17 protein-coding genes are annotated in these 17,017 nt (G+C 67.2%); 13 read left to right on the plus strand and 4 right to left on the minus strand.

Features of this window, described 5'->3' with window-relative positions; genetic code table 11:
* Positions 1-67 precede the first annotated feature (67 nt).
* From rpiA to ACOMG5_RS14035, 7 genes are all read left to right on the plus strand, one after another.
* Positions 68-853, plus strand: a complete 786-nt coding sequence (gene rpiA / locus ACOMG5_RS14005) for a ribose-5-phosphate isomerase RpiA (protein ID WP_420344418.1) — start codon at positions 68-70, stop codon at positions 851-853.
* Entirely contained in the window at positions 853-2,199 is a 1,347-nt protein-coding gene (gene gorA / locus ACOMG5_RS14010) for a glutathione-disulfide reductase (protein WP_420344419.1), read from the plus strand. Before rpiA ends, gorA begins: the two co-directional genes overlap by 1 nt.
* A gap of 74 nt (positions 2,200-2,273) precedes the next feature.
* Positions 2,274-3,413 carry an FtsH protease activity modulator HflK gene (gene hflK, locus ACOMG5_RS14015; RefSeq protein WP_420344420.1) on the plus strand — a complete coding sequence of 380 codons (1,140 nt, stop codon included), beginning with the start codon at positions 2,274-2,276 and terminating at the stop codon, positions 3,411-3,413.
* Positions 3,413-4,300: a protease modulator HflC gene (gene hflC, locus ACOMG5_RS14020; RefSeq protein WP_420344421.1), complete on the plus strand. Its 888-nt coding sequence runs from the start codon at positions 3,413-3,415 to the stop codon at positions 4,298-4,300. The genes hflK and hflC overlap by 1 nt, the downstream gene beginning before the upstream one ends.
* A 213-nt stretch (positions 4,301-4,513) precedes the next feature.
* Positions 4,514-5,227 (plus strand): VPLPA-CTERM sorting domain-containing protein, encoded by a 714-nt coding sequence (locus ACOMG5_RS14025; protein ID WP_420344422.1) that lies wholly within the window; start codon positions 4,514-4,516, stop codon positions 5,225-5,227.
* 245 nt (positions 5,228-5,472) lie between these two features.
* Positions 5,473-6,909, plus strand: a complete 1,437-nt coding sequence (locus tag ACOMG5_RS14030; RefSeq protein WP_420344434.1) for a DegQ family serine endoprotease — start codon at positions 5,473-5,475, stop codon at positions 6,907-6,909.
* Between the two features lie 400 nt (positions 6,910-7,309).
* The gene (locus ACOMG5_RS14035) at positions 7,310-7,633 is read left to right on the plus strand and encodes a 2Fe-2S iron-sulfur cluster-binding protein (RefSeq protein WP_420344423.1); all 324 of its coding nucleotides are present in this window, start codon (positions 7,310-7,312) and stop codon (positions 7,631-7,633) included.
* Positions 7,634-7,661: 28 nt separating this feature from the next.
* Here the strand turns inward: ACOMG5_RS14035 and ACOMG5_RS14040 are convergent, their stop codons facing one another.
* The gene (locus ACOMG5_RS14040; protein WP_420344424.1) at positions 7,662-8,540 is read right to left on the minus strand and encodes a hypothetical protein; all 879 of its coding nucleotides are present in this window, start codon (positions 8,538-8,540) and stop codon (positions 7,662-7,664) included.
* A gap of 214 nt (positions 8,541-8,754) precedes the next feature.
* On the opposite strand from ACOMG5_RS14040, the gene purU reads away from it, so the two are divergent.
* Together purU and ACOMG5_RS14050 are read left to right on the plus strand one after the other, a co-directional pair.
* Complete coding sequence (gene purU / locus ACOMG5_RS14045; RefSeq protein WP_420344425.1) at positions 8,755-9,639, plus strand: formyltetrahydrofolate deformylase; 885 nt, start codon at positions 8,755-8,757, stop codon at positions 9,637-9,639.
* A gap of 61 nt (positions 9,640-9,700) precedes the next feature.
* Complete coding sequence (locus ACOMG5_RS14050) at positions 9,701-10,651, plus strand: DMT family transporter (protein ID WP_420344426.1); 951 nt, start codon at positions 9,701-9,703, stop codon at positions 10,649-10,651.
* Here ACOMG5_RS14050 and ACOMG5_RS14055 read toward each other — a convergent pair.
* Entirely contained in the window at positions 10,581-11,231 is a 651-nt protein-coding gene (locus ACOMG5_RS14055; protein WP_420344427.1) for a thiamine diphosphokinase, read from the minus strand. The two genes, ACOMG5_RS14050 and ACOMG5_RS14055, sit on opposite strands and share 71 nt — an antisense overlap.
* Before the next feature lie 119 nt (positions 11,232-11,350).
* Here ACOMG5_RS14055 and ACOMG5_RS14060 point away from each other — a divergent pair, with 119 nt between their 5' ends.
* Complete coding sequence (locus ACOMG5_RS14060; RefSeq protein ID WP_420344428.1) at positions 11,351-12,757, plus strand: hypothetical protein; 1,407 nt, start codon at positions 11,351-11,353, stop codon at positions 12,755-12,757.
* Positions 12,758-13,087: 330 nt separating this feature from the next.
* Here the strand turns inward: ACOMG5_RS14060 and ACOMG5_RS14065 are convergent, their stop codons facing one another.
* Complete coding sequence (locus ACOMG5_RS14065) at positions 13,088-13,891, minus strand: glycosyl transferase (protein WP_420344429.1); 804 nt, start codon at positions 13,889-13,891, stop codon at positions 13,088-13,090.
* A gap of 22 nt (positions 13,892-13,913) precedes the next feature.
* Positions 13,914-14,510 (minus strand): DUF1285 domain-containing protein, encoded by a 597-nt coding sequence (locus ACOMG5_RS14070; RefSeq protein ID WP_420344430.1) that lies wholly within the window; start codon positions 14,508-14,510, stop codon positions 13,914-13,916.
* 71 nt (positions 14,511-14,581) lie between these two features.
* Here ACOMG5_RS14070 and ACOMG5_RS14075 point away from each other — a divergent pair, with 71 nt between their 5' ends.
* The 3 genes from ACOMG5_RS14075 to ACOMG5_RS14085 form a co-directional block, all read left to right on the plus strand.
* Complete coding sequence (locus tag ACOMG5_RS14075; RefSeq protein ID WP_420344431.1) at positions 14,582-15,592, plus strand: AAA family ATPase; 1,011 nt, start codon at positions 14,582-14,584, stop codon at positions 15,590-15,592.
* Positions 15,589-16,482: a DUF58 domain-containing protein gene (locus ACOMG5_RS14080; protein WP_420344432.1), complete on the plus strand. Its 894-nt coding sequence runs from the start codon at positions 15,589-15,591 to the stop codon at positions 16,480-16,482. Before ACOMG5_RS14075 ends, ACOMG5_RS14080 begins: the two co-directional genes overlap by 4 nt.
* Positions 16,479-17,017: BatA domain-containing protein (locus tag ACOMG5_RS14085; RefSeq protein ID WP_420344433.1), on the plus strand; the 539-nt coding region annotated here is incomplete at its 3' end. The genes ACOMG5_RS14080 and ACOMG5_RS14085, both read left to right, overlap by 4 nt.

A 17,017-nucleotide genomic window follows, 5' to 3' on the forward strand; every position in this document is an offset into this window, starting at 1 on the left:
TTGGCCTCGCGCGCGGGGCGGGGCTTGTCTATAACCGGGGCGCGCAGACCCCTTTGAGGATGATCCCATGCCCGCAGATCTCTCGCCCATCGACAAGGCGAAATACGCCGCCGCCCGCCGCGCCTTGGACCTGGTCGAGGACGGGATGAAGGTCGGCCTCGGGACCGGCTCGACCGCGGCCTGGATGGTGCGCTGCCTGGGCGAGCGGGTGCGCGAGGAGGGGCTGCGGATCACCGGCGTGCCGACCAGCTCGCGCACCGCGGCGCTGGCGCGCCAGCTCGGGATCGAGGTGGTGACGCTGGATGAGGCGAAATGGCTCGACCTGACCATCGACGGCGCCGATGAATTTGATGCCGAGATGAACCTGATCAAGGGCGGCGGCGCCGCACTCCTGCAGGAGAAGATCGTGGCCTCAGCCTCTGACCGGATGGTGGTGATCGCCGATGCGGCGAAGGAAGTGGCGCAGCTCGGCGCCTTCCCGCTGCCGGTGGAGGTGGTGACCTTCGGCTGGCAGACCACGCGCACGGTGATCGAGGAACTGCTGATTTCCATGGATGTGCTCGGGCGCGCCACCAGCCTGCGGCTCAACGGCTCGCAGCCGCTGGTGACGGATGAGGGGCATTATATCATCGACCTGCACCTGAACCGGATCGGCAATCCGCGCGCGCTGGCGCTGGCGCTGAACCAGATCCCAGGCGTGGTCGAGAGCGGGCTGTTCATCGACATCTGCGACATGGTGGTGATCGGTGGCAGCGACGGCCGGGTGGAGATCCGCGACCTGCATACCGGCACGATCACGCAGGAGCTCGTGGAGATTTCCGAAGACGACAACATCTTCGGGGATATCGACTGATGTCCTTCGACCTCGACCTTTTCGTGATCGGCGGCGGCTCCGGCGGCGTGCGCGCCGCGCGCATCGCCTCGGGCGAGCATGGCGCCCGGGTGGCGATCGCCGAGGAATACCGGATGGGCGGCACCTGCGTCATCCGCGGCTGCGTTCCGAAGAAGCTGATGGTCTATGCCTCCTCCTTCCCGGCGCTGGCCGAGGAGGCGCGGGCCTATGGCTGGTCCTCCGATGTGGGCGCCTTCGACTGGACCGCCTTCCGCACCAAGCTCGACGCGGAGCTGGACCGGCTGGAGGCGATCTATCGCAAGGGCCAGGTGGGGGCGGGTGTCACCGTCTATGACCAGCGCGCCACGGTGGCAGGGCCGCATGAGGTGGCGCTGGCCGATGGCCGCCGCCTGAGCGCGAAGCACATTCTGGTGGCCACTGGCGGGCGCCCCTTCGTGCCCGATTTTCCGGGCAGCGAGCATGTGCTCACCTCGAACGACATGTTCAGGCTGCCGAGCCTGCCGAAGCGGCTCCTGATCGTGGGGGGCGGCTTCGTCGCCTGCGAATTCGCCTGCATCATGAAGGGCCTGGGCGTGATGGTGACGGTCTGGAACCGCTCCAACCTGCTGCGGGTCTTCGACCGCGAATGCGCGGAGCTGATCGTCAACAAGATGAGCGAGAGCGGCATCGCGGTGGAGGCCGGGCGCGTGGTGGAGCGGATCGAGAAGGGCCCGAACGGGCTTTCGGTCACCTCCGGCACGGTGAGCGAGACCTTCGATGCGGTGCTCTATGCCACCGGCCGGATGCCCAATACCGAGGGGCTCGGGCTGGAGGAGGCGGGGGTGAACCTCGCAGGCAATGGCGCGGTCGTGGTCGATGACTGGTCGCAGAGCAACGTGCCCTCGATCTATGCGGTGGGCGATGTGACCGACCGGATCAACCTGACCCCGGTCGCGATCCGCGATGGCCATGCCTTCGCCGATACGATCTTCGGCGGGCGCCCGCGCGCGGTGGACCACGAGCTGGTGGCCTCGGCGGTGTTTACCCAGCCGGAATTCGGCACCGTGGGGATGACCGAGGATGCCGCCCGCGCCATCGAGGAGATCGAGGTCTATGCCGCGCGGTTCCGGCCGATGCGCTCGGCCTTCGCGGGCGGCGACGAGAGAGTGCTGATGAAGCTGATCGTCTCCAAGGCGACGCGCCGGGTGCTGGGCTGCCATATCGTCGCCCCGGATGCGGGCGAGATGATCCAGCTCGCCGCCGTGGCGGTGAAGATGGGCGCCACCAAGGAGCAGTTCGACGCGACCTGTGCCGTCCATCCCACGATGGCCGAGGAATTGGTGACAATGCGCCATCCTGTGCGCTGAAAATCCGCGCGGGCGCTTGATTTACGAGGAATAGTCCCCACCTCGGCAGGGACATAGAGAAAGGCGAGGAAAGCATGACGAACGGAGGTCCCTGGGGGTCTGGCGGAGGCCAGGGCGGGGGTAATGATAACGACCGCGACCCGAACCGGCGGCCCGGCCGCCGCCCCGGCGAGGGGTCCCCGATCCCCGAGATCGAAGACATCATGAAGAAGGGCTCGGAGCAGCTGCGCGTCCTGATGGGCGGGCGGGGCCCGGGCGGGCGCGGGCCGCAGGGCAGCCGCCCGCAGGGGCCGGGCTTCAGCAAGGGGCCGATCGGGCTTGCGGCGCTGGCGCTGGTGGCAGCCTGGGCCTGGGGGTCGTTCTACACCGTGCAGCAGAACGAACGCTCCATCGAGCTGATGTTCGGCAAGTATCACAAGACCGGTAACCCGGGCCTGAACTTCGCGCCTTGGCCGGTGGTGACCGCGGAGGTGATCCCGGTGACCGACGAGCGCACGACCGAGCTCGGCACTGGGCGCGGCGGCGACATGGATTCGGGCCTGATGCTCACCCGCGACCAGAACATCGTCGATATCGAATATCAGGTCGTCTGGAACATCTCGGACCCGGCGAAATACCTTTTCAACCTGGCCGATCCGGAAGACACGATCCGCGCCGTTTCTGAATCCGCGATGCGCGACATCATCGCGCGCTCGGAGCTGGCGCCGATCCTGAACCGCGACCGCGGCGCCATCGCCTCCGATCTGCGCCAGTCGGTGCAGGCGACGCTGGACAGCTATGGCGTGGGCATCAATGTGGTGCGGGTGAACTTCAACCGCGCCGACCCGCCGCGCGAGGTGATCGACAGCTTCCGCGACGTGCAGGCCGCGCAGCAGGAGCGCGACCGGCTGGAAAAGGAGGCCGATGCCTATGCGAACCAGGCCACGGCGGGCGCCCGCGGCCAGGCTGCGCAGCTGAGCGAGCAGGCCGAGGCCTACCGCGCGCAGGTGGTGAACGATGCGCAGGGTGAGGCCGCGCGCTTCATCTCTGTCTATGAGGAATATGTGAAGGCACCCGAGGTGACCAAGCGGCGGATGTTCTTCGAAACCATGGGCAAAACCCTGTCCGACCTCGATAAGGTCATGATCCAGGAAGGCACCGGCGCGGTGCCCTATCTGCCGCTCGACCAGCTGCGCCGCAAGGGCGCCACCACGACCACGGGGGGGAACAACTGATGCGCGCGCAATTTCTGATCCCCGCCGCCGTGATCCTGGCCGGGGCGGTGCTGTCGTCGATCTATATCGTGGACGAGCGCGAGAAGGCGCTGGTGCTGCAATTCGGCGAGGTGAAGCAGGTGCGGACGGAGCCGGGCATCGGCTTCAAGCTGCCGCTGGTGCAGACGGTGGTGAAATACGACGACCGGATCCTGAGCCTGACCACGCAGCCGCTCGAAGTCACCCCGCTCGACGATCGCCGTCTGGTGGTGGATGCCTTCGCGCGCTGGCGCATCACCGATACGGTGCGCTTCCGCGAGGCGGTGGGCGCGGGCGGCGAGACATTTGCCAAGAGCCGCCTGGACGGCATCCTGAACAACGCCATCCGCGAAGTGATGGGCTCGGTCCCCTCGACCGCGGTGCTGTCGGATGACCGGACCGCGATGATGAACCAGATCCGCGATCTGGCGAAGCGCGAGGCGGCCTCGCTCGGCGTCGATGTGATCGACGTGCGGCTGACCCGGACCGATCTGCCGGAGCAGAACCTGGCCGCGACCTATGCCCGGATGCGGGCGGAGCGCGAGCGCGAGGCCGCCGACGAGCGCGCCCGGGGCGGCGAGGCCGCGCAGCGGGTGCGGGCGGCCGCGGACCGGACCGTGGTGGAGCTGACCTCGGCCGCGCGCAAGCAGGCGGAGATCATCCGCGGCGAGGCCGATGCGGAGCGCAACCGGATCTATGCGGAGGCCTATGACAAGGATGCGTCCTTCTTCGCCTTCACCCGCGCGCTGCAGTTCTATGCCGAAAGCCTGAAGCCGGGCACGACCTCGCTGGTGGTGCAGCCGGACAGCGTCTATTTCGACTATGACCGCTTCCTGCAGAGCCTGGGGCAGGCTGGCGCGGCGCAGTAAAACGCGCCCGATATGTGAACGGGGGGGGGGCTGGCCGCAGGCTGGCCCTCTTGCTTTTGGGGGCACGCGCGCAACCTGTGGCTGTTAACCAATCGTTAGGTATTCCATTGAAGCGAATCCGGGAAAGCGCGATCAGGAAGGCGTGATCGACGGTTCCGGGGCGTCCCGCCGCTGCATCACGTCATGTGTTAACCAGTGAGCAGGAATGTGATCATGAACCAGCTTGGTCTGGTCGCCGTACTGGCGACGAGCGCTAGTCTTTTCGGACTGAACACCGCCTCCGCGGCCACCATCGTCACCGGGTCGGTGGAGCGGACCTCGGATGCGGCTTATGCCTTCACCTCGGACAATCTGCAGTATGAAGACGGCAGTTCCTTTGGCGGCACGAACCTGACGCTGTTCTGCATCGAGCCGTCCAAGGATGCACCGCGCAACAACACCGTGTACCGCTTCTCCGAAGATCCGGACGGCGGCCTGCTGTCGGGCGGCGTGAAGAGCGCGGCCGCGCTGAACTGGTATGTGGACAGCTACTACGACAGCTATTTCGTGAACGGCACCGCCGGCCAGCAATGGGCATTCCAGAACGGCATCTGGGAGCTCGCCGCGGATTACAAGGGCACCCAGAACAGCATCAGCCCCTACAGCGGCCAGTCCCGTCCGGGCATGGACGGCACCACGCTTGCCGGTTTCCGCACCGCGTGGAAGACGATCTATGCCGATTTCGGCATGGCGCTGAACGGGCTGAGCGATGATTACCGCTCCAGCACCTATACGCTGACCTACCTCGATACGCCGCGCAACCGCCAGAACCTGCTGGCGATCTCGGAAGCCGATCCTCAGCTGCCCGCGGTCCCGCTTCCGGCGGCGGGCTGGCTGCTGGTGGGCGGCATCGGCGCGCTGGCGGCCGCGAAGAAGCGGCGCAGCTGATCCCGACTGCGCCGGGTTCCGGGGCCCCGTGGCATCTGCCGCGGGGCCTTTTTCTTGCCTGCGGGTTTCTTGCCTCAGGGCGGCCCGTCACCGCGATGTGACGCGCCGCGATGGCCTTTCATTTGCGCGCCGGGCGCCTTAGGTTTTTAAGCAAGGAGCAAGCCGGGTTCCCCGGCCGAGGATTTCGGGAGCCAAAGATGATCAGTTCGACCCTTACCCCCACCCCCCGCCGGCCTGCCGGGCGCATGTCGCGCCTCGTCACGGGCGTGATCGGGGCCGCGATGCTGTCCACCGCGCTGAGCGTGGTGCCGCTCGCCCCGGCCTTCGCGCGCGCCGCGCCCGACAGTTTCGCCGACCTCGCCGAGAAGGTCAGCCCGGCGGTGGTGATGATCACCACCACCCAGACCGTCTCCACCCCGGCGCAGAATTCGCCCTTCCCGGAAGGCTCGCCCTTCTCGGACCTGTTCCCGAATTTCCCCTTCCCGAACGGCCCACAGCAAGGCCCGGCGCAGCCGCGCCATTCGCAGGCGCTCGGCTCCGGCTTCGTGATCTCGGAGGACGGCTATATCGTCACCAACAACCACGTCATCGAGAACGCCGACGAGATCCAGATCGAGTTCTTCGGCGGCCAGAAGATGGATGCGAAGCTGATCGGCACCGATCCGAAGACCGACATCGCGCTTTTGAAGGTGACCTCGGACAAGCCGCTGCCTTTCGTGCCCTTCGGCGATTCGGATGTGTCGCGCGTGGGCGACTGGGTGATGGCGATGGGCAACCCGCTGGGCCAGGGCTTCTCGGTCTCGGCCGGGATCGTCTCGGCGCGCAACCGCGAGCTCAGCGGCACCTATGACGACTACCTGCAGACCGATGCCGCCATCAACCGCGGCAACTCGGGCGGCCCGCTGTTCAATATGGATGGCCAGGTGATCGGGGTGAACACCGCGATCCTGTCGCCCAACGGCGGCTCGATCGGGATCGGCTTCTCGATGGCCTCGAACGTGGTGCGGAAGGTTGTCGATCAGCTGAAGCAATATGGCGAGACCCGGCGCGGCTGGCTCGGCGTGAAGATCCAGGAGGTGACCCCGGACATGGCTGATGCCATGGGCCTGCCGAAGGCCGAGGGCGCGCTCGTCTCCGAGGTGCCCGATGGCCCGGCCAAGGATGCGGGGATGCAGGCGGGCGATGTCATCGTCAATTTCGACGGGGGTGAGGTGAAGAACTCCCGCGATCTGGTGAAGCGCGTGGCCGATGCGCCGGTGGGGCAGGGGGTCCGCGTGGTGGTGATGCGGGGCGGCAAGGAGCAGACGATCCTCGTCACGCTCGGCCGGCGCGAAACGGCCGAGGGCGAGGCCGTCCCGGCTGCGATGCAGAAACCCGCGGAGACCCAGGGTGAAGTGCTGGGCATGACGCTGGTGCCGATGAACGATCAGGTGGCGCAGGAGCTGAACCTGCCCACCGGGCAGAGCGGGCTGCTGATCAAGAGCATCGACGAGACCTCGGCCGCCTTCGACAAGGGGCTGCGCGAGGGCGATCTGATCGTCGAGGCGGCGCAGAAGCCGGTGGCGGCGCTTTCGGATCTGCAAGACCAGGTGAAGGCCACCAAGGAAGCGGGGCGCAAATCCCTGCTGGTGCTGGTGCGCCGGGGCGGCGAGCCGCGGTTCGTCGCGCTGCCGATCGAGTAACGGCGCGCCGGTTCGCGCCTTCGCCCAAGGCAAGGCGCTGTGGCCTCAGTGATTCTGCGGAGGTGCCCTTGCGGGCGCCTCCGTTTTCATGTGCCGGCTCATCTGCGGCGGCCGGAGCGCTATGAGAGCGGGCCTTTCGGGCGCTTCTGTCGCGCCGGCGCGCCCCACGCCCCCGAAAGGCCCATGCACGGCGGTGCCTCTGCTGCAGACAGGGGTACAGCGGCCCGCCGGGCTTTGCGGCCTCGGCCGCCGGCGGCGGCGTCAGGGCTCGGCCGTCCATGGCGCTTTCGGGCCGGCGCGCTCGGTCTGGCCCCTAACGGCGGTACTGGCCAAGGCGCCGCGCTTGTCCTAAAGCTCGTGCGACGTCCGCAATTCCGCCCCCCCGAGCAGAGGTAGCACCATGGCGAAGATCATCTACATCGAGAACAACGGCACCCGCCATGAAGTGGAGGTGAAGCCGGGCATGACGGTGATGGAGGGCGCGCGCGACAATGGTGTTCCGGGGATCGATGCAGATTGCGGCGGCGCCTGTGCCTGCTCGACATGCCACGTCTATGTTGATGAAAGCTGGCTCGACCGGATCCCGCCGAAGGATTCGCTGGAAGAGGACATGCTCGATTTCGCATGGCAGCCCGATCCCGCAAAATCGCGCCTGACCTGCCAGATCAAGGTGACGCCGGAGATCGACGGGTTGGTCGTGCATATCCCCGAACGGCAGATCTGACGGAAGCAGCGCGAAACACGCTGCGGCTTCAGACAGGGGTGGTGCGCGTTGCACCACCGACGTTCACCAACAGGCCGTTGTCTGTTCTCAAGGCGGGAGCGTCCCCGACCCCGTTGAACAGATAGTGCCTCCACGGCGCAATGGCCGTTGCAGCCTTTGCACTTGCGAGAACGTTTGCAAAGGTAGAACGACAGGTGCCGATGAAAACATCGGCATGAAGCGCCACCTGGAAATCAAGCTCCGTATTTCGAGCATATCCGAGATCCGCAGTGCACACATCCGATTTCCACATTGTTTTCAATCCTATTGACTGTGCATAGGCATCCACAACATCTCTACCGGGTTCTATCGACTGCTCGTCGCACGTGAAAAAGACACGGTCCGATTGAGAAATTTGCGCGGCCTTTCCGATAATTCTCTTGTAATCTACCGAATTGTCTTCGTTCTTGATTTCCGCAAGTCTTCTCGGAGCATAGGCATGCCAGTCCTTCTCGATGCGTAGCTGCACAACAGAAGTATGTTTGTCAGGATAGATAACGGGAAGAATGGACGCCAGAATATTCCCTATCTCGAGAGAAGGGCGCAAATGCGCGAGGAAGACAAATCTCTCCCTGCCTTCGACCAAATTCCCAGCCTTGAACATTTCAGCCGGATCGACGTATGTGTCAATTCTATCCCACTGAATTTCTACGCCCACCTGTGCCGCATATTCAGAAATATGTTCACAGGAGAAAACATCCCCAAACGGTATCGATTTCACTGAACGCTTTTGCTCCGGAGAGAAATCAACCAGGCCCGGAATTGAAACGCCCTTGCCAAGGCTCTTTGCTGTCGCGAACAAACCGAGAATAGCGAATTTCTGATTGTTCAACCCGGCATTCAACTCCTTGAAACCGATAAACTCCACATTTCCCTCCAGATAACTTTCTCTTGCGCGTCGACATCGATCAGAACCGCCGATTGCGGGTCTCTGCACACAGTGGTACCGTCACTATCGAGAACCGAGACGATTGTGCAAGTGAAACAATGCCGCTTTTTGCGCCCTTCTCGTCGCATCCCGGCTGGCCTTTTTCGAGCGCTTGCGCCCAATAGGACCAGACCGCGACGCGAAAGGATTTGCGATGACTTCCCACGTGCTGACCGTTACATGCCCGACCACACGGGGCATCGTTGCCGCGATTTCCAGCTATCTGGCGGAGGCCGGGTGCAACATCACCGACTCGCACCAATATGACGACACCGTCACCGGGCAATTCTTCATGCGCGTCAGCTTCGACCCGCAGACCGGCGCGACGCTCGATGCGCTGCGCGCGGGCTTCGGCCCCGTGGCCGAGACCTTCGGCATGAACTGGGCGTTCCACGACGCGGCGCACAAGATGAAGGTGCTGCTCATGGTATCGAATTTCGGGCACTGCCTGAACGATCTGCTCTACCGCTGGCGGATCGGGGCGCTGCCGATCGAAATCGTCGCGGTGATCTCGAACCATCTGACCTATCAGAAAGTGGTGGTGAACCACGACATCCCCTTCCACCACATCAAGGTGACGAAGGAGAACAAGCCCGAGGCGGAGGCCCGGCTGATGGCGGTGGTGGAGGACACCGGGGCGGAGCTCGTGGTGCTGGCGCGCTACATGCAGATCCTGTCGGATGAGCTGTGCAAGAAGATGTCGGGCCGGATCATCAACATCCACCACTCGTTCCTGCCCTCGTTCAAGGGCGCGAACCCCTACAAGCAGGCCTATGAGCGCGGCGTGAAGCTGATCGGGGCCACGGCGCATTACGTGACCGCGGATCTCGATGAGGGCCCGATCATCGAGCAGGACACCGTGCGCATCACCCATGCCCAGTCGCCCGATGATTACGTCTCGCTCGGGCGCGATGTGGAGGCGCAGGTCCTCTCGCGCGCGATCCATGCCCATATCCATCACCGCAGCTTCATCAACGGCAACAAGACCGTGGTGTTCCCGGCTTCGCCCGGCTCCTATGCTTCGGAGCGGATGGGCTGAGCCCGACATCGACAGTCGTTTTCGAGATGGACGGAATGCCCCCGGCAGGTTAGCCGGGGGCATGACACATCCGGACCGCATCCTGCCCGGCGTCGCTCTGATGCTCGGCTTCTGTATCATCGCCCCGTTGATCGACGTGGCTTCCAAACTGGCCGCGCAGCAGGTGCCCGTGGGCACCGTCACGCTCGGGCGCTACCTGGCGCAAGGCGTGCTGATGGCGCCCTTCGTGCTGGCGATGGGGCTGCCCTGGCGGCTCTCCGGCCGGGCGCTGTGGCTCAGCCTCGGGCGGGCGGCGGTTTCCGTACTCTCCACCTATTGCTTCATCGCCGCGGTGCAGGTGATGCCCATCGCCGATGCCCTCGCCATCGCCTTCGTCGAGCCCTTCATCATCCTGTTCATCGGCCGGTTCGTGATGGGCGAGGAGGTCGGGCCGCGGCGGCTTTCGGCCTCGGTCGTGGGCTTCATCGGCGCGCTGTTCGTGATCCAGCCGTCCTTCACCAAATTCGGCGCCGTGGCCTTCTTCCCGCTCGGGACCGCCTTCGGCTTCGCGCTTTATATCCTGCTCACGCGGGCCCTTTCGCGCCATGTGCATCCGGTCGCGATGCAGCTGCACACGGCGGTTCTGGGCGCGCTGATCTGCCTGCCGATGCTCGCGGTGGGCAGCGCTTTCGGCTCGCAGGAGGTGCGGCTGGCGGCGCCCGAGGGGATCTTCTGGGTCTATTGCGCCTGCGTCGGCCTCGCCTCCACGATCAGCCACATGTCGATGAGCTATGCGCTGAAATATGCGCCTTCGGCGACGCTGGCGCCGCTCCATTACTTCGAGATGATCACCGCGACCCTGTTCGGCTTCCTGTTCTTCGGCGATTTCCCGAATGCGCTGACCTGGGTCGGGGTCGGGATCATCACCGCCTCCGGCCTCTATCTGATCCACCGTGAGCGGGTCAACGCAGCAGCGCGCCGAGCACCTGCGGCAGCCACCGCTTCGGCAGCAGCAGAAGCGCCGGCCCGCTGAGCGACAGCGCGATCGGGCCGGTCGCGGCATTCGAGGTGCCCACCCGTCCGGCGGGCTCCAGCAGCAGCCCGTCGATCGGCCAGCGCAGGCCGGTGGAGCGGCCCGTTACCCGCCCGAACGGGAAGATCGAGACCCGCTCGCCCTCCGGCAGGTCGAGTGCGAAGCGGGGCGGGGCGCGAAAGATCACCTCGTCCTCGGCAATCAGGATCACGCGCTGGTCGCGCTGCGCGATCTCGCTGAAGGCGGCGAGGGTGTGGTCGATCCGCATGCCGGTAAAGCCAAGCCCGAGGTAGAACGGCGCCGCGACGAGCCGCAGGCATTTGCCGAAATCGGTGCTGTCCTGCTCGGCCACGCCATGCACGCGGGCGCCCAGCCGGGCGCGGGCCGCTTCGCTCAGGCTGTCCAGGTCGCCGATCACCGCCTCGGGCATCTGGCCCTCGGCCAGAAGCCGGTCGCCGCCGCCATCGGCCGCAATCAGATGCGGCGCCAGCGTCAGGGCATGGCGCAGGTCCCCGGCCTCCAGCGTGCCGCCGCCCACGAGCGTCACGCCCGCCCCGAATGTCGCGATCAGATCCGTCATGGAGGAGTGATGCCCCGGCCGCCGCGAAAGCTCAACCGCGAAGCGGCTGCGGCGATGTTTATCCTTCATTAAGCGCCCCGCCCGCAAAATGCGCGGGAATCGCATGTCGGAAGGTGACCATGGGTACCGGAGCCAGCAAGATCCTCACCGTGTCCTACGGGACCTTCTCCTGTACGCTGGAAGGGTTCGATGAGCCTTTCGGGATGATGAAGGCGATTGCCGAGTATTTCCGGGGCCTTGCTGCCGAAGACCGCTATTTCGGCGCGGTGCCGCCGCAGCCGGATGCGGAGACGCTGCACCGGATCGCCGGGGCGCAGGTGCAGCACCCGATCGAGGCTGCGGTGGAGAACGAGACGGTGGTCCTGCGCGCGGCCCCGGCGGCGCGGCCCACGAGCGACGCGCTCGCGGAAAAGCTCGCCCGCATCCGCGAGGCCGTGGCGGCCGCGCGGGCGGCCGCAGCCGGGGAGGCCGTGTCTGAGGCGGATCTGGGTCTGCCCGAGGAGGAGGAGCCCGCGCCGCTGGCGCAGGTGGTGCCGCTGCGGCTGGTGGAGCCGGAGCCGCCCGAGGCGGAAAATCTCGCCGCAGTGGAAGTCAGCCTGCCCGATGAGCCGGGTGGGGCAGAGGGCGTGCCGTCCGTGGAGGGCGCTCCGGCGGAGCCTGAGGTTCATCTGGCGGCGCCGCCGGACTGGTCCGAACCCGAGGGTGCCTTCGATCCTGTGGAGCGTACTGCGGAGCCCGCGCTGGCCGCCTGGATCCCTGAGCCCGCGCCGGAAGTGGCCGCGATCCTCGCGCGCATCGCGCCGAGGGTACCGCCCGAGGGAAGTGTGCCCGGCCCCGATCCTGCCCTGGAGGCCTACGCCATTCCTGAGGCGGCCGAGGAGGATCCGGCAGACGCTCGTCCGCTGCTGCTGGAGCACCCGCTGTCGTCGATGCTGTTGCCCGAAGAGGAAGCGGCCGAGCCGGAGCCTGCCGCGCAGCCTGAGCCCGAGGCGCAACAGCACCTGATGGCTCAGACGGAGCCGTTGGCCGGGGCGGAGCCGCTCGAAGAGCCGGAGCCCGCGCGCAAGCCGCGTGGCCTGTTGCACTTCACGGCCGCTGTGGCCGCGACCTTCGGGCGCGGCCCGCGGCGCCCTGCCGAGCCCGAGGCGGCCCCCCTGGTGCTCGTGTCGGAGCAGAGGGTCGCGCCCGCGCGGCCGGCAGAAGATGACACAGCCGTCGCCTTTGATCCCTTCGATGGCGAGGCCGCCTCCGGCCCGAGTGGTTTCGCCGGATATGCCCGGGCGCTCGGCACCGACGGGTTGCAGGACCTGCTGGAGGCCGCGGCCGCCTATACCGCGCAGGTGGAAGGCCGCAGCCTGTTCTCGCCGCCCGAATTGATGGACAAGATCTCGAGCGTGCCGAGCGACGGGTTCACGCGCGAGGAGCGGATGCGCGTGTTCGGCAAGCTGCTGCGTCAGGGCAAAATCGTGAAGGTCAGCCCGGGCCAGTATGCGATCACCGAGGCGTCGCGGTATTACCACGGCTGATCTCGGCCAATGCGGCCCGAGCAAACGCGGGCGCATCCTTGGGGTATCAAGCCGGAACGAGGCCGCCAGTGCCTTTCAACCGCCTGGCCGCACAAAACACATCTCCGCGCACCTCACAAAACACATGTCCACGCAAGTGCCGTTCGGCGCAAGCATCGGCGACCCAGCCTGAGCGCTTGGCGTGCTGGCGCCTGAGCAGTCTGTGCCGCCAGTTCAGGCGCGGCGCAGACTGTGCTTTCGTTGCGCCCTTCCGATCATCCGCGAGCTAGCCTAAGATACGGGAGGTTCAGGCCGGCGCGAGCTGTTCATCCGCGGTGCCCGGTGCCTGCGCTACTCGCGCCAGGCATCGGCGACCCAGCGGGAGGGTTTGGTGTAGTGGCGCAGGTAGCGCCAGAGCGAGCCTTCTTTTTCCGGGCGGTTCGGAATGTTGCGCAGATGGTCCATCAGCGAAAATCCTTCGCGCCCGGCCCAGCCCCCGCGAATGGCGACTTCGGGATAGACCCCGCCCGGGAAGATCACCACCCGGGCATCGCGCGGCAGCCGCGGCGGCAGCATCCAGTTCAGCGGGAATGTCGGCAGGCACTGATAGCGGAAGTGCCGCACCCAGGCGCGCGGGAACAGGGTGATCCCGCCCGGCGCATTGCGGGTGACGAAGCGCTGCTCCCACACATATTCCTCCGCGATCTTCTGCGGATTGGCCATGAAAACCTGCTGCATCGGCGCGAGCTTGCCCACCGGGAAGCGGAAGCAGGAGGTCTGGCCGATCCGCTCGAAGGGCTTCGCGGGATTGCGCGACAGCACCACCCCGTCCGGGTCGCCATAGCTGAACAGATCGTCGAGCGAGCCGGTGATCACCAGGTCCAGGTCCAGGAACAGCACATTGCCGCTCAGATCGCCCAGCGTCGGCCCCCAAAGCCGCGCCTTCGGCCAGATGCCGCGCTTCGTCTTCGGGATTTCCACCGCGATCTCGGGCAGCGGCTGGCAGTCCACCTCGGGCCGGATCCCGGCGGTATTGTCGGTAAAGCAGGTGAAGCGGAACGGCGGCGTGATGTTGCGCGCCACCATCGCATAGAGGCGGTTGATGAAGGGCGGGCCGTATTTGGTGCCCCAGTTGATGCAGATGACCTGTTTCATGCGCCCCTCCGTTTGGTCGGGCTTAGCCCGGCTGCCCGGTGCCGTCCAGTTCCCGCATCGGAATGATCGGGAAGAACGTGCCGCAGGAGGTCAGCCCGAGCCAGTCCTCGCCCTGCCAGGGCGCGGGGCAGCCGATTTCCACCAGCCGGTAGAAGGTCTTGCGGTCGATCAACGCCTCCAGCCCGCGGCGCACCATGACATAGGGGCTGGGCTCACCCGCCGCATCGCGGATCACGCGGATCGGATGCGCCGCATCGGCGGTGACGGTATCGCCCACATTGGTGATGAAGCGCAGCGCGCCCTCCGCGGCCTCGCAATCCACCGCGACGAAGGGCGCATCCACCACGCGGATGCCCACCTTTTCCACCGGCGTCACCAGGAAATACTTGCCGTCCTCCAGCTTCAGGATCGAGGCGAACAGCTTCACCAGCGCCGGCCGCCCGATCGGCGTGCCGAGGTAGAACCAGGTGCCGTCGCGGCGGATCTCCATGTCCAGGTCGCCGCAGAACGGCGGGTTCCACAGGTGCACGGGCGGCGGCCCCTTTTTCGTGGCCTTGGCGGCGGTGGCGGCCAGGCCATCGGCGCTCACGGGGTTTTGCGGCGGGCGTGTGTCGGTCATCGTCTCTTTGCGTTTGGGTCCGGGGCGTTTATCTGCTTCTATGAGGATATAGCGCGAAGGGAGAGCCTGTCATGTCCGAACCCCCCGATCTTGTCGCCGATATCGAACGGCTGGGCGAACGGCTCGCCCTCGCGCGCGAATCGGTCAACCGGCGGTTCATCGGGCAGGAGCGGGTGGTGGAGCTGGTGCTGGCGGCGATGCTGTCGGGGGGGCATGCGCTGCTGGTGGGGCTGCCGGGGCTCGGCAAGACCATGCTCGTCGATACGCTCGCGACCGTGATGGGGCTGAAGCCCAGCCGGATCCAGTTCACGCCGGATCTGATGCCTGCCGATATCCTCGGCTCCGAGGTGCTGGAAACCGCGGCCGATGGCAGCCGGGCGTTCCGCTTCCTCGAAGGACCGATCTTCTGCCAGCTGCTGATGGCCGATGAAATCAACCGCGCCAGCCCGCGCACGCAATCGGCGCTGTTGCAGGCGATGCAGGAGCGCGAGGTCACCGTCGCGGGCGTGCACCGCCGCCTCGGGCCGCCGTTCCACGTTCTGGCCACGCAGAACCCGATCGAGCAGGAGGGCACCTATCCGTTGCCCGAGGCGCAGCTGGACCGGTTCCTCGTGCAGGTGGATGTGGAATACCCCGACCGCAATACCGAGCGCGATATTCTGCTCGCGACGACCGGCGCCACCGAAGCCCGGGCGCTCGCGATCTTCACCCCGGAGGAGCTGATCGCGGCGCAGGCGCTGGTGCGGCGGATGCCGGTGGGCGAGTCTGTAGTGGAGGCGATTCTGGATCTCGTGCGCGCCTGCCGCCCCGGCGAGCCGGAGGCTCTGGGCGTGGTGCGCGAGGCGCTGGCCTGGGGGCCGGGGCCGCGCGCGGCGCAGGCGCTGATGCTTACCGTGCGGGCGCGCGCGCTCCTCACCGGGCGGCTCGCGCCCTCCGTTGAGGATGTTGCGGCGCTGGCGCGGCCGGTGCTCAGCCACCGGATGGCGCTGAGCTTCGCCGCGCGGGCGCGGGGCGAAACCCTGAGCGCCGTGATCGGGCGTGCCGTTTCCGAGACGCTGGGCCTGCGCGAGGCGGCTGCGTGAGCGCAGCGGCGGGCAGTGAGGGCCTCGGGCTCCGGCGCGAGGCCGAGGGCCAAGCCGCGGCGCTGCCGGCGCTGCTTCTGGCGGCCGAGCAGCTGGCCGCGACCGTGCAGATGGGCGGCCATGGCCGCCGCCGCGCCGGGCCCGGAGAGGAATTCTGGCAATACCGCCCGGCCCATGCCGGCGATACCGCGCGCTTCATAGACTGGCGCCGCTCGGCGCGCTCGGATGTGCAATATGTGCGCGACCGGGAATGGCAGCTGGCGCAATCGCTGCATCTGTGGGTCGATGGCTCCGCCTCGATGGGCTTTTCTGGCGCGCGGGACCGGGCGCCGAAGGGCGCGCGTGCGCGGCTGCTGGCGCTGGCGCTGGCGGTTCTGGCTATTCGCGCGGGGGAGCGTGTGGGGCTTTCGGGGCCGCTCGCGCCCGCGCGGCCGGGGCGGGCGCAGCTGATGACGCTGACCGCGTTGCTGTCCGGCGCGGAGGCGGCGGGCGATTATGGCCGCCCGGAGGTGACGGGCGTTTCCGCCCGTGCTCGCGCGGTCTTCCTGTCGGATTTCTTCGGCGATATCGCGGCGGTGGAGGCCGCTGTGGCGCAGCTCGCGGATAGGGGCGTTACCGGCGTTCTGCTCCAGGTGCTGGATCCGGCGGAGGAAGACTTCCCCTTCGATGGCCGCACCATTTTCGAATCCATGTCGGGCAGCCTGCGCCACGAGACGCGCGAGGCGCGCGACCTGCGCGGCCGCTATCGCGCCCGCCTGGCCGAGCGCCGGGACCGGCTCGAAACCCTCGCCCGCCATGCCGGCTGGCAGGTCTCCCAGCATCACACCGGCACCCCGCCGCAGGCGGCGCTGCTGTGGCTGCATGCGGCCCTGCAACGGGGGCGGGGATGACGGTGCTCGGCCCTCTCGGGTTCACGGCGCCCTGGCTGCTTCTGGGGCTGGTGGCGCTGCCGGTGCTGTGGTTCATCCTGCGCGCCGTGCCGCCCGCGCCGGTCCGCCGCCGGTTTCCGGGGGTGGCGTTGCTCCTTGGCCTCGCCGATGAGGAGGTGCAGGCCGAGCGCACGCCCTGGTGGCTGATGCTGCTGCGGATCCTTGCGGTGGCGGCGGCAATTCTGGGCTTCGCCGGGCCGGTGCTGAACCCGCAGCCGGTGGCCCAGGGGCAGGGGCCGCTGCTGATTCTGGAGGACGGCAGCTGGGCCTCCGCGCGCGACTGGGCCCGCCGCATCGAGCGGATGGATCAGGCCCTGGCCGAGACCGCCGCGGCCGGGCGCCCGGTGGCGGTGGAGCTGCTGAGCGCGCCGCCGCCCGCCCCGCCCGTCTTTGCCGATGCAGGCACGCTGGCGCAGGGCCTCGCGGGGCTGCTGCCCGCGGCCTGGGAGCCGGGCGCGCCGGATCTGCAAAAGCTGCCGGAGGGCCGGTTCGATAC

This window comes from Paenirhodobacter sp. (genome assembly GCF_041916475.1).
GTDB lineage: Bacteria > Pseudomonadota > Alphaproteobacteria > Rhodobacterales > Rhodobacteraceae > Rhodobacter.

Bases quoted from the DNA above. Each gene is read 5' to 3' on its own strand.
- ACOMG5_RS14060 (WP_420344428.1), top strand. From the start codon at position 11,351: ATGGGTACCGGAGCCAGCAAGATCCTCACCGTGTCCTACGGGACCTTC.
- purU (WP_420344425.1), top strand. From the start codon at position 8,755: ATGACTTCCCACGTGCTGACCGTTACATGCCCGACCACACGGGGCATC.
- hflK (WP_420344420.1), top strand. From the start codon at position 2,274: ATGACGAACGGAGGTCCCTGGGGGTCTGGCGGAGGCCAGGGCGGGGGT.
- hflC (WP_420344421.1), top strand. From the start codon at position 3,413: ATGCGCGCGCAATTTCTGATCCCCGCCGCCGTGATCCTGGCCGGGGCG.
- ACOMG5_RS14030 (WP_420344434.1), top strand. From the start codon at position 5,473: ATGTCGCGCCTCGTCACGGGCGTGATCGGGGCCGCGATGCTGTCCACC.
- ACOMG5_RS14050 (WP_420344426.1), top strand. From the start codon at position 9,701: ATGACACATCCGGACCGCATCCTGCCCGGCGTCGCTCTGATGCTCGGC.
- ACOMG5_RS14065 (WP_420344429.1), bottom strand. From the start codon at position 13,891: ATGAAACAGGTCATCTGCATCAACTGGGGCACCAAATACGGCCCGCCC.
- ACOMG5_RS14035 (WP_420344423.1), top strand. From the start codon at position 7,310: ATGGCGAAGATCATCTACATCGAGAACAACGGCACCCGCCATGAAGTG.
- ACOMG5_RS14025 (WP_420344422.1), top strand. From the start codon at position 4,514: ATGAACCAGCTTGGTCTGGTCGCCGTACTGGCGACGAGCGCTAGTCTT.
- ACOMG5_RS14075 (WP_420344431.1), top strand. From the start codon at position 14,582: ATGTCCGAACCCCCCGATCTTGTCGCCGATATCGAACGGCTGGGCGAA.
- ACOMG5_RS14055 (WP_420344427.1), bottom strand. From the start codon at position 11,231: ATGACGGATCTGATCGCGACATTCGGGGCGGGCGTGACGCTCGTGGGC.
- gorA (WP_420344419.1), top strand. From the start codon at position 853: ATGTCCTTCGACCTCGACCTTTTCGTGATCGGCGGCGGCTCCGGCGGC.
- rpiA (WP_420344418.1), top strand. From the start codon at position 68: ATGCCCGCAGATCTCTCGCCCATCGACAAGGCGAAATACGCCGCCGCC.
- ACOMG5_RS14070 (WP_420344430.1), bottom strand. From the start codon at position 14,510: ATGACCGACACACGCCCGCCGCAAAACCCCGTGAGCGCCGATGGCCTG.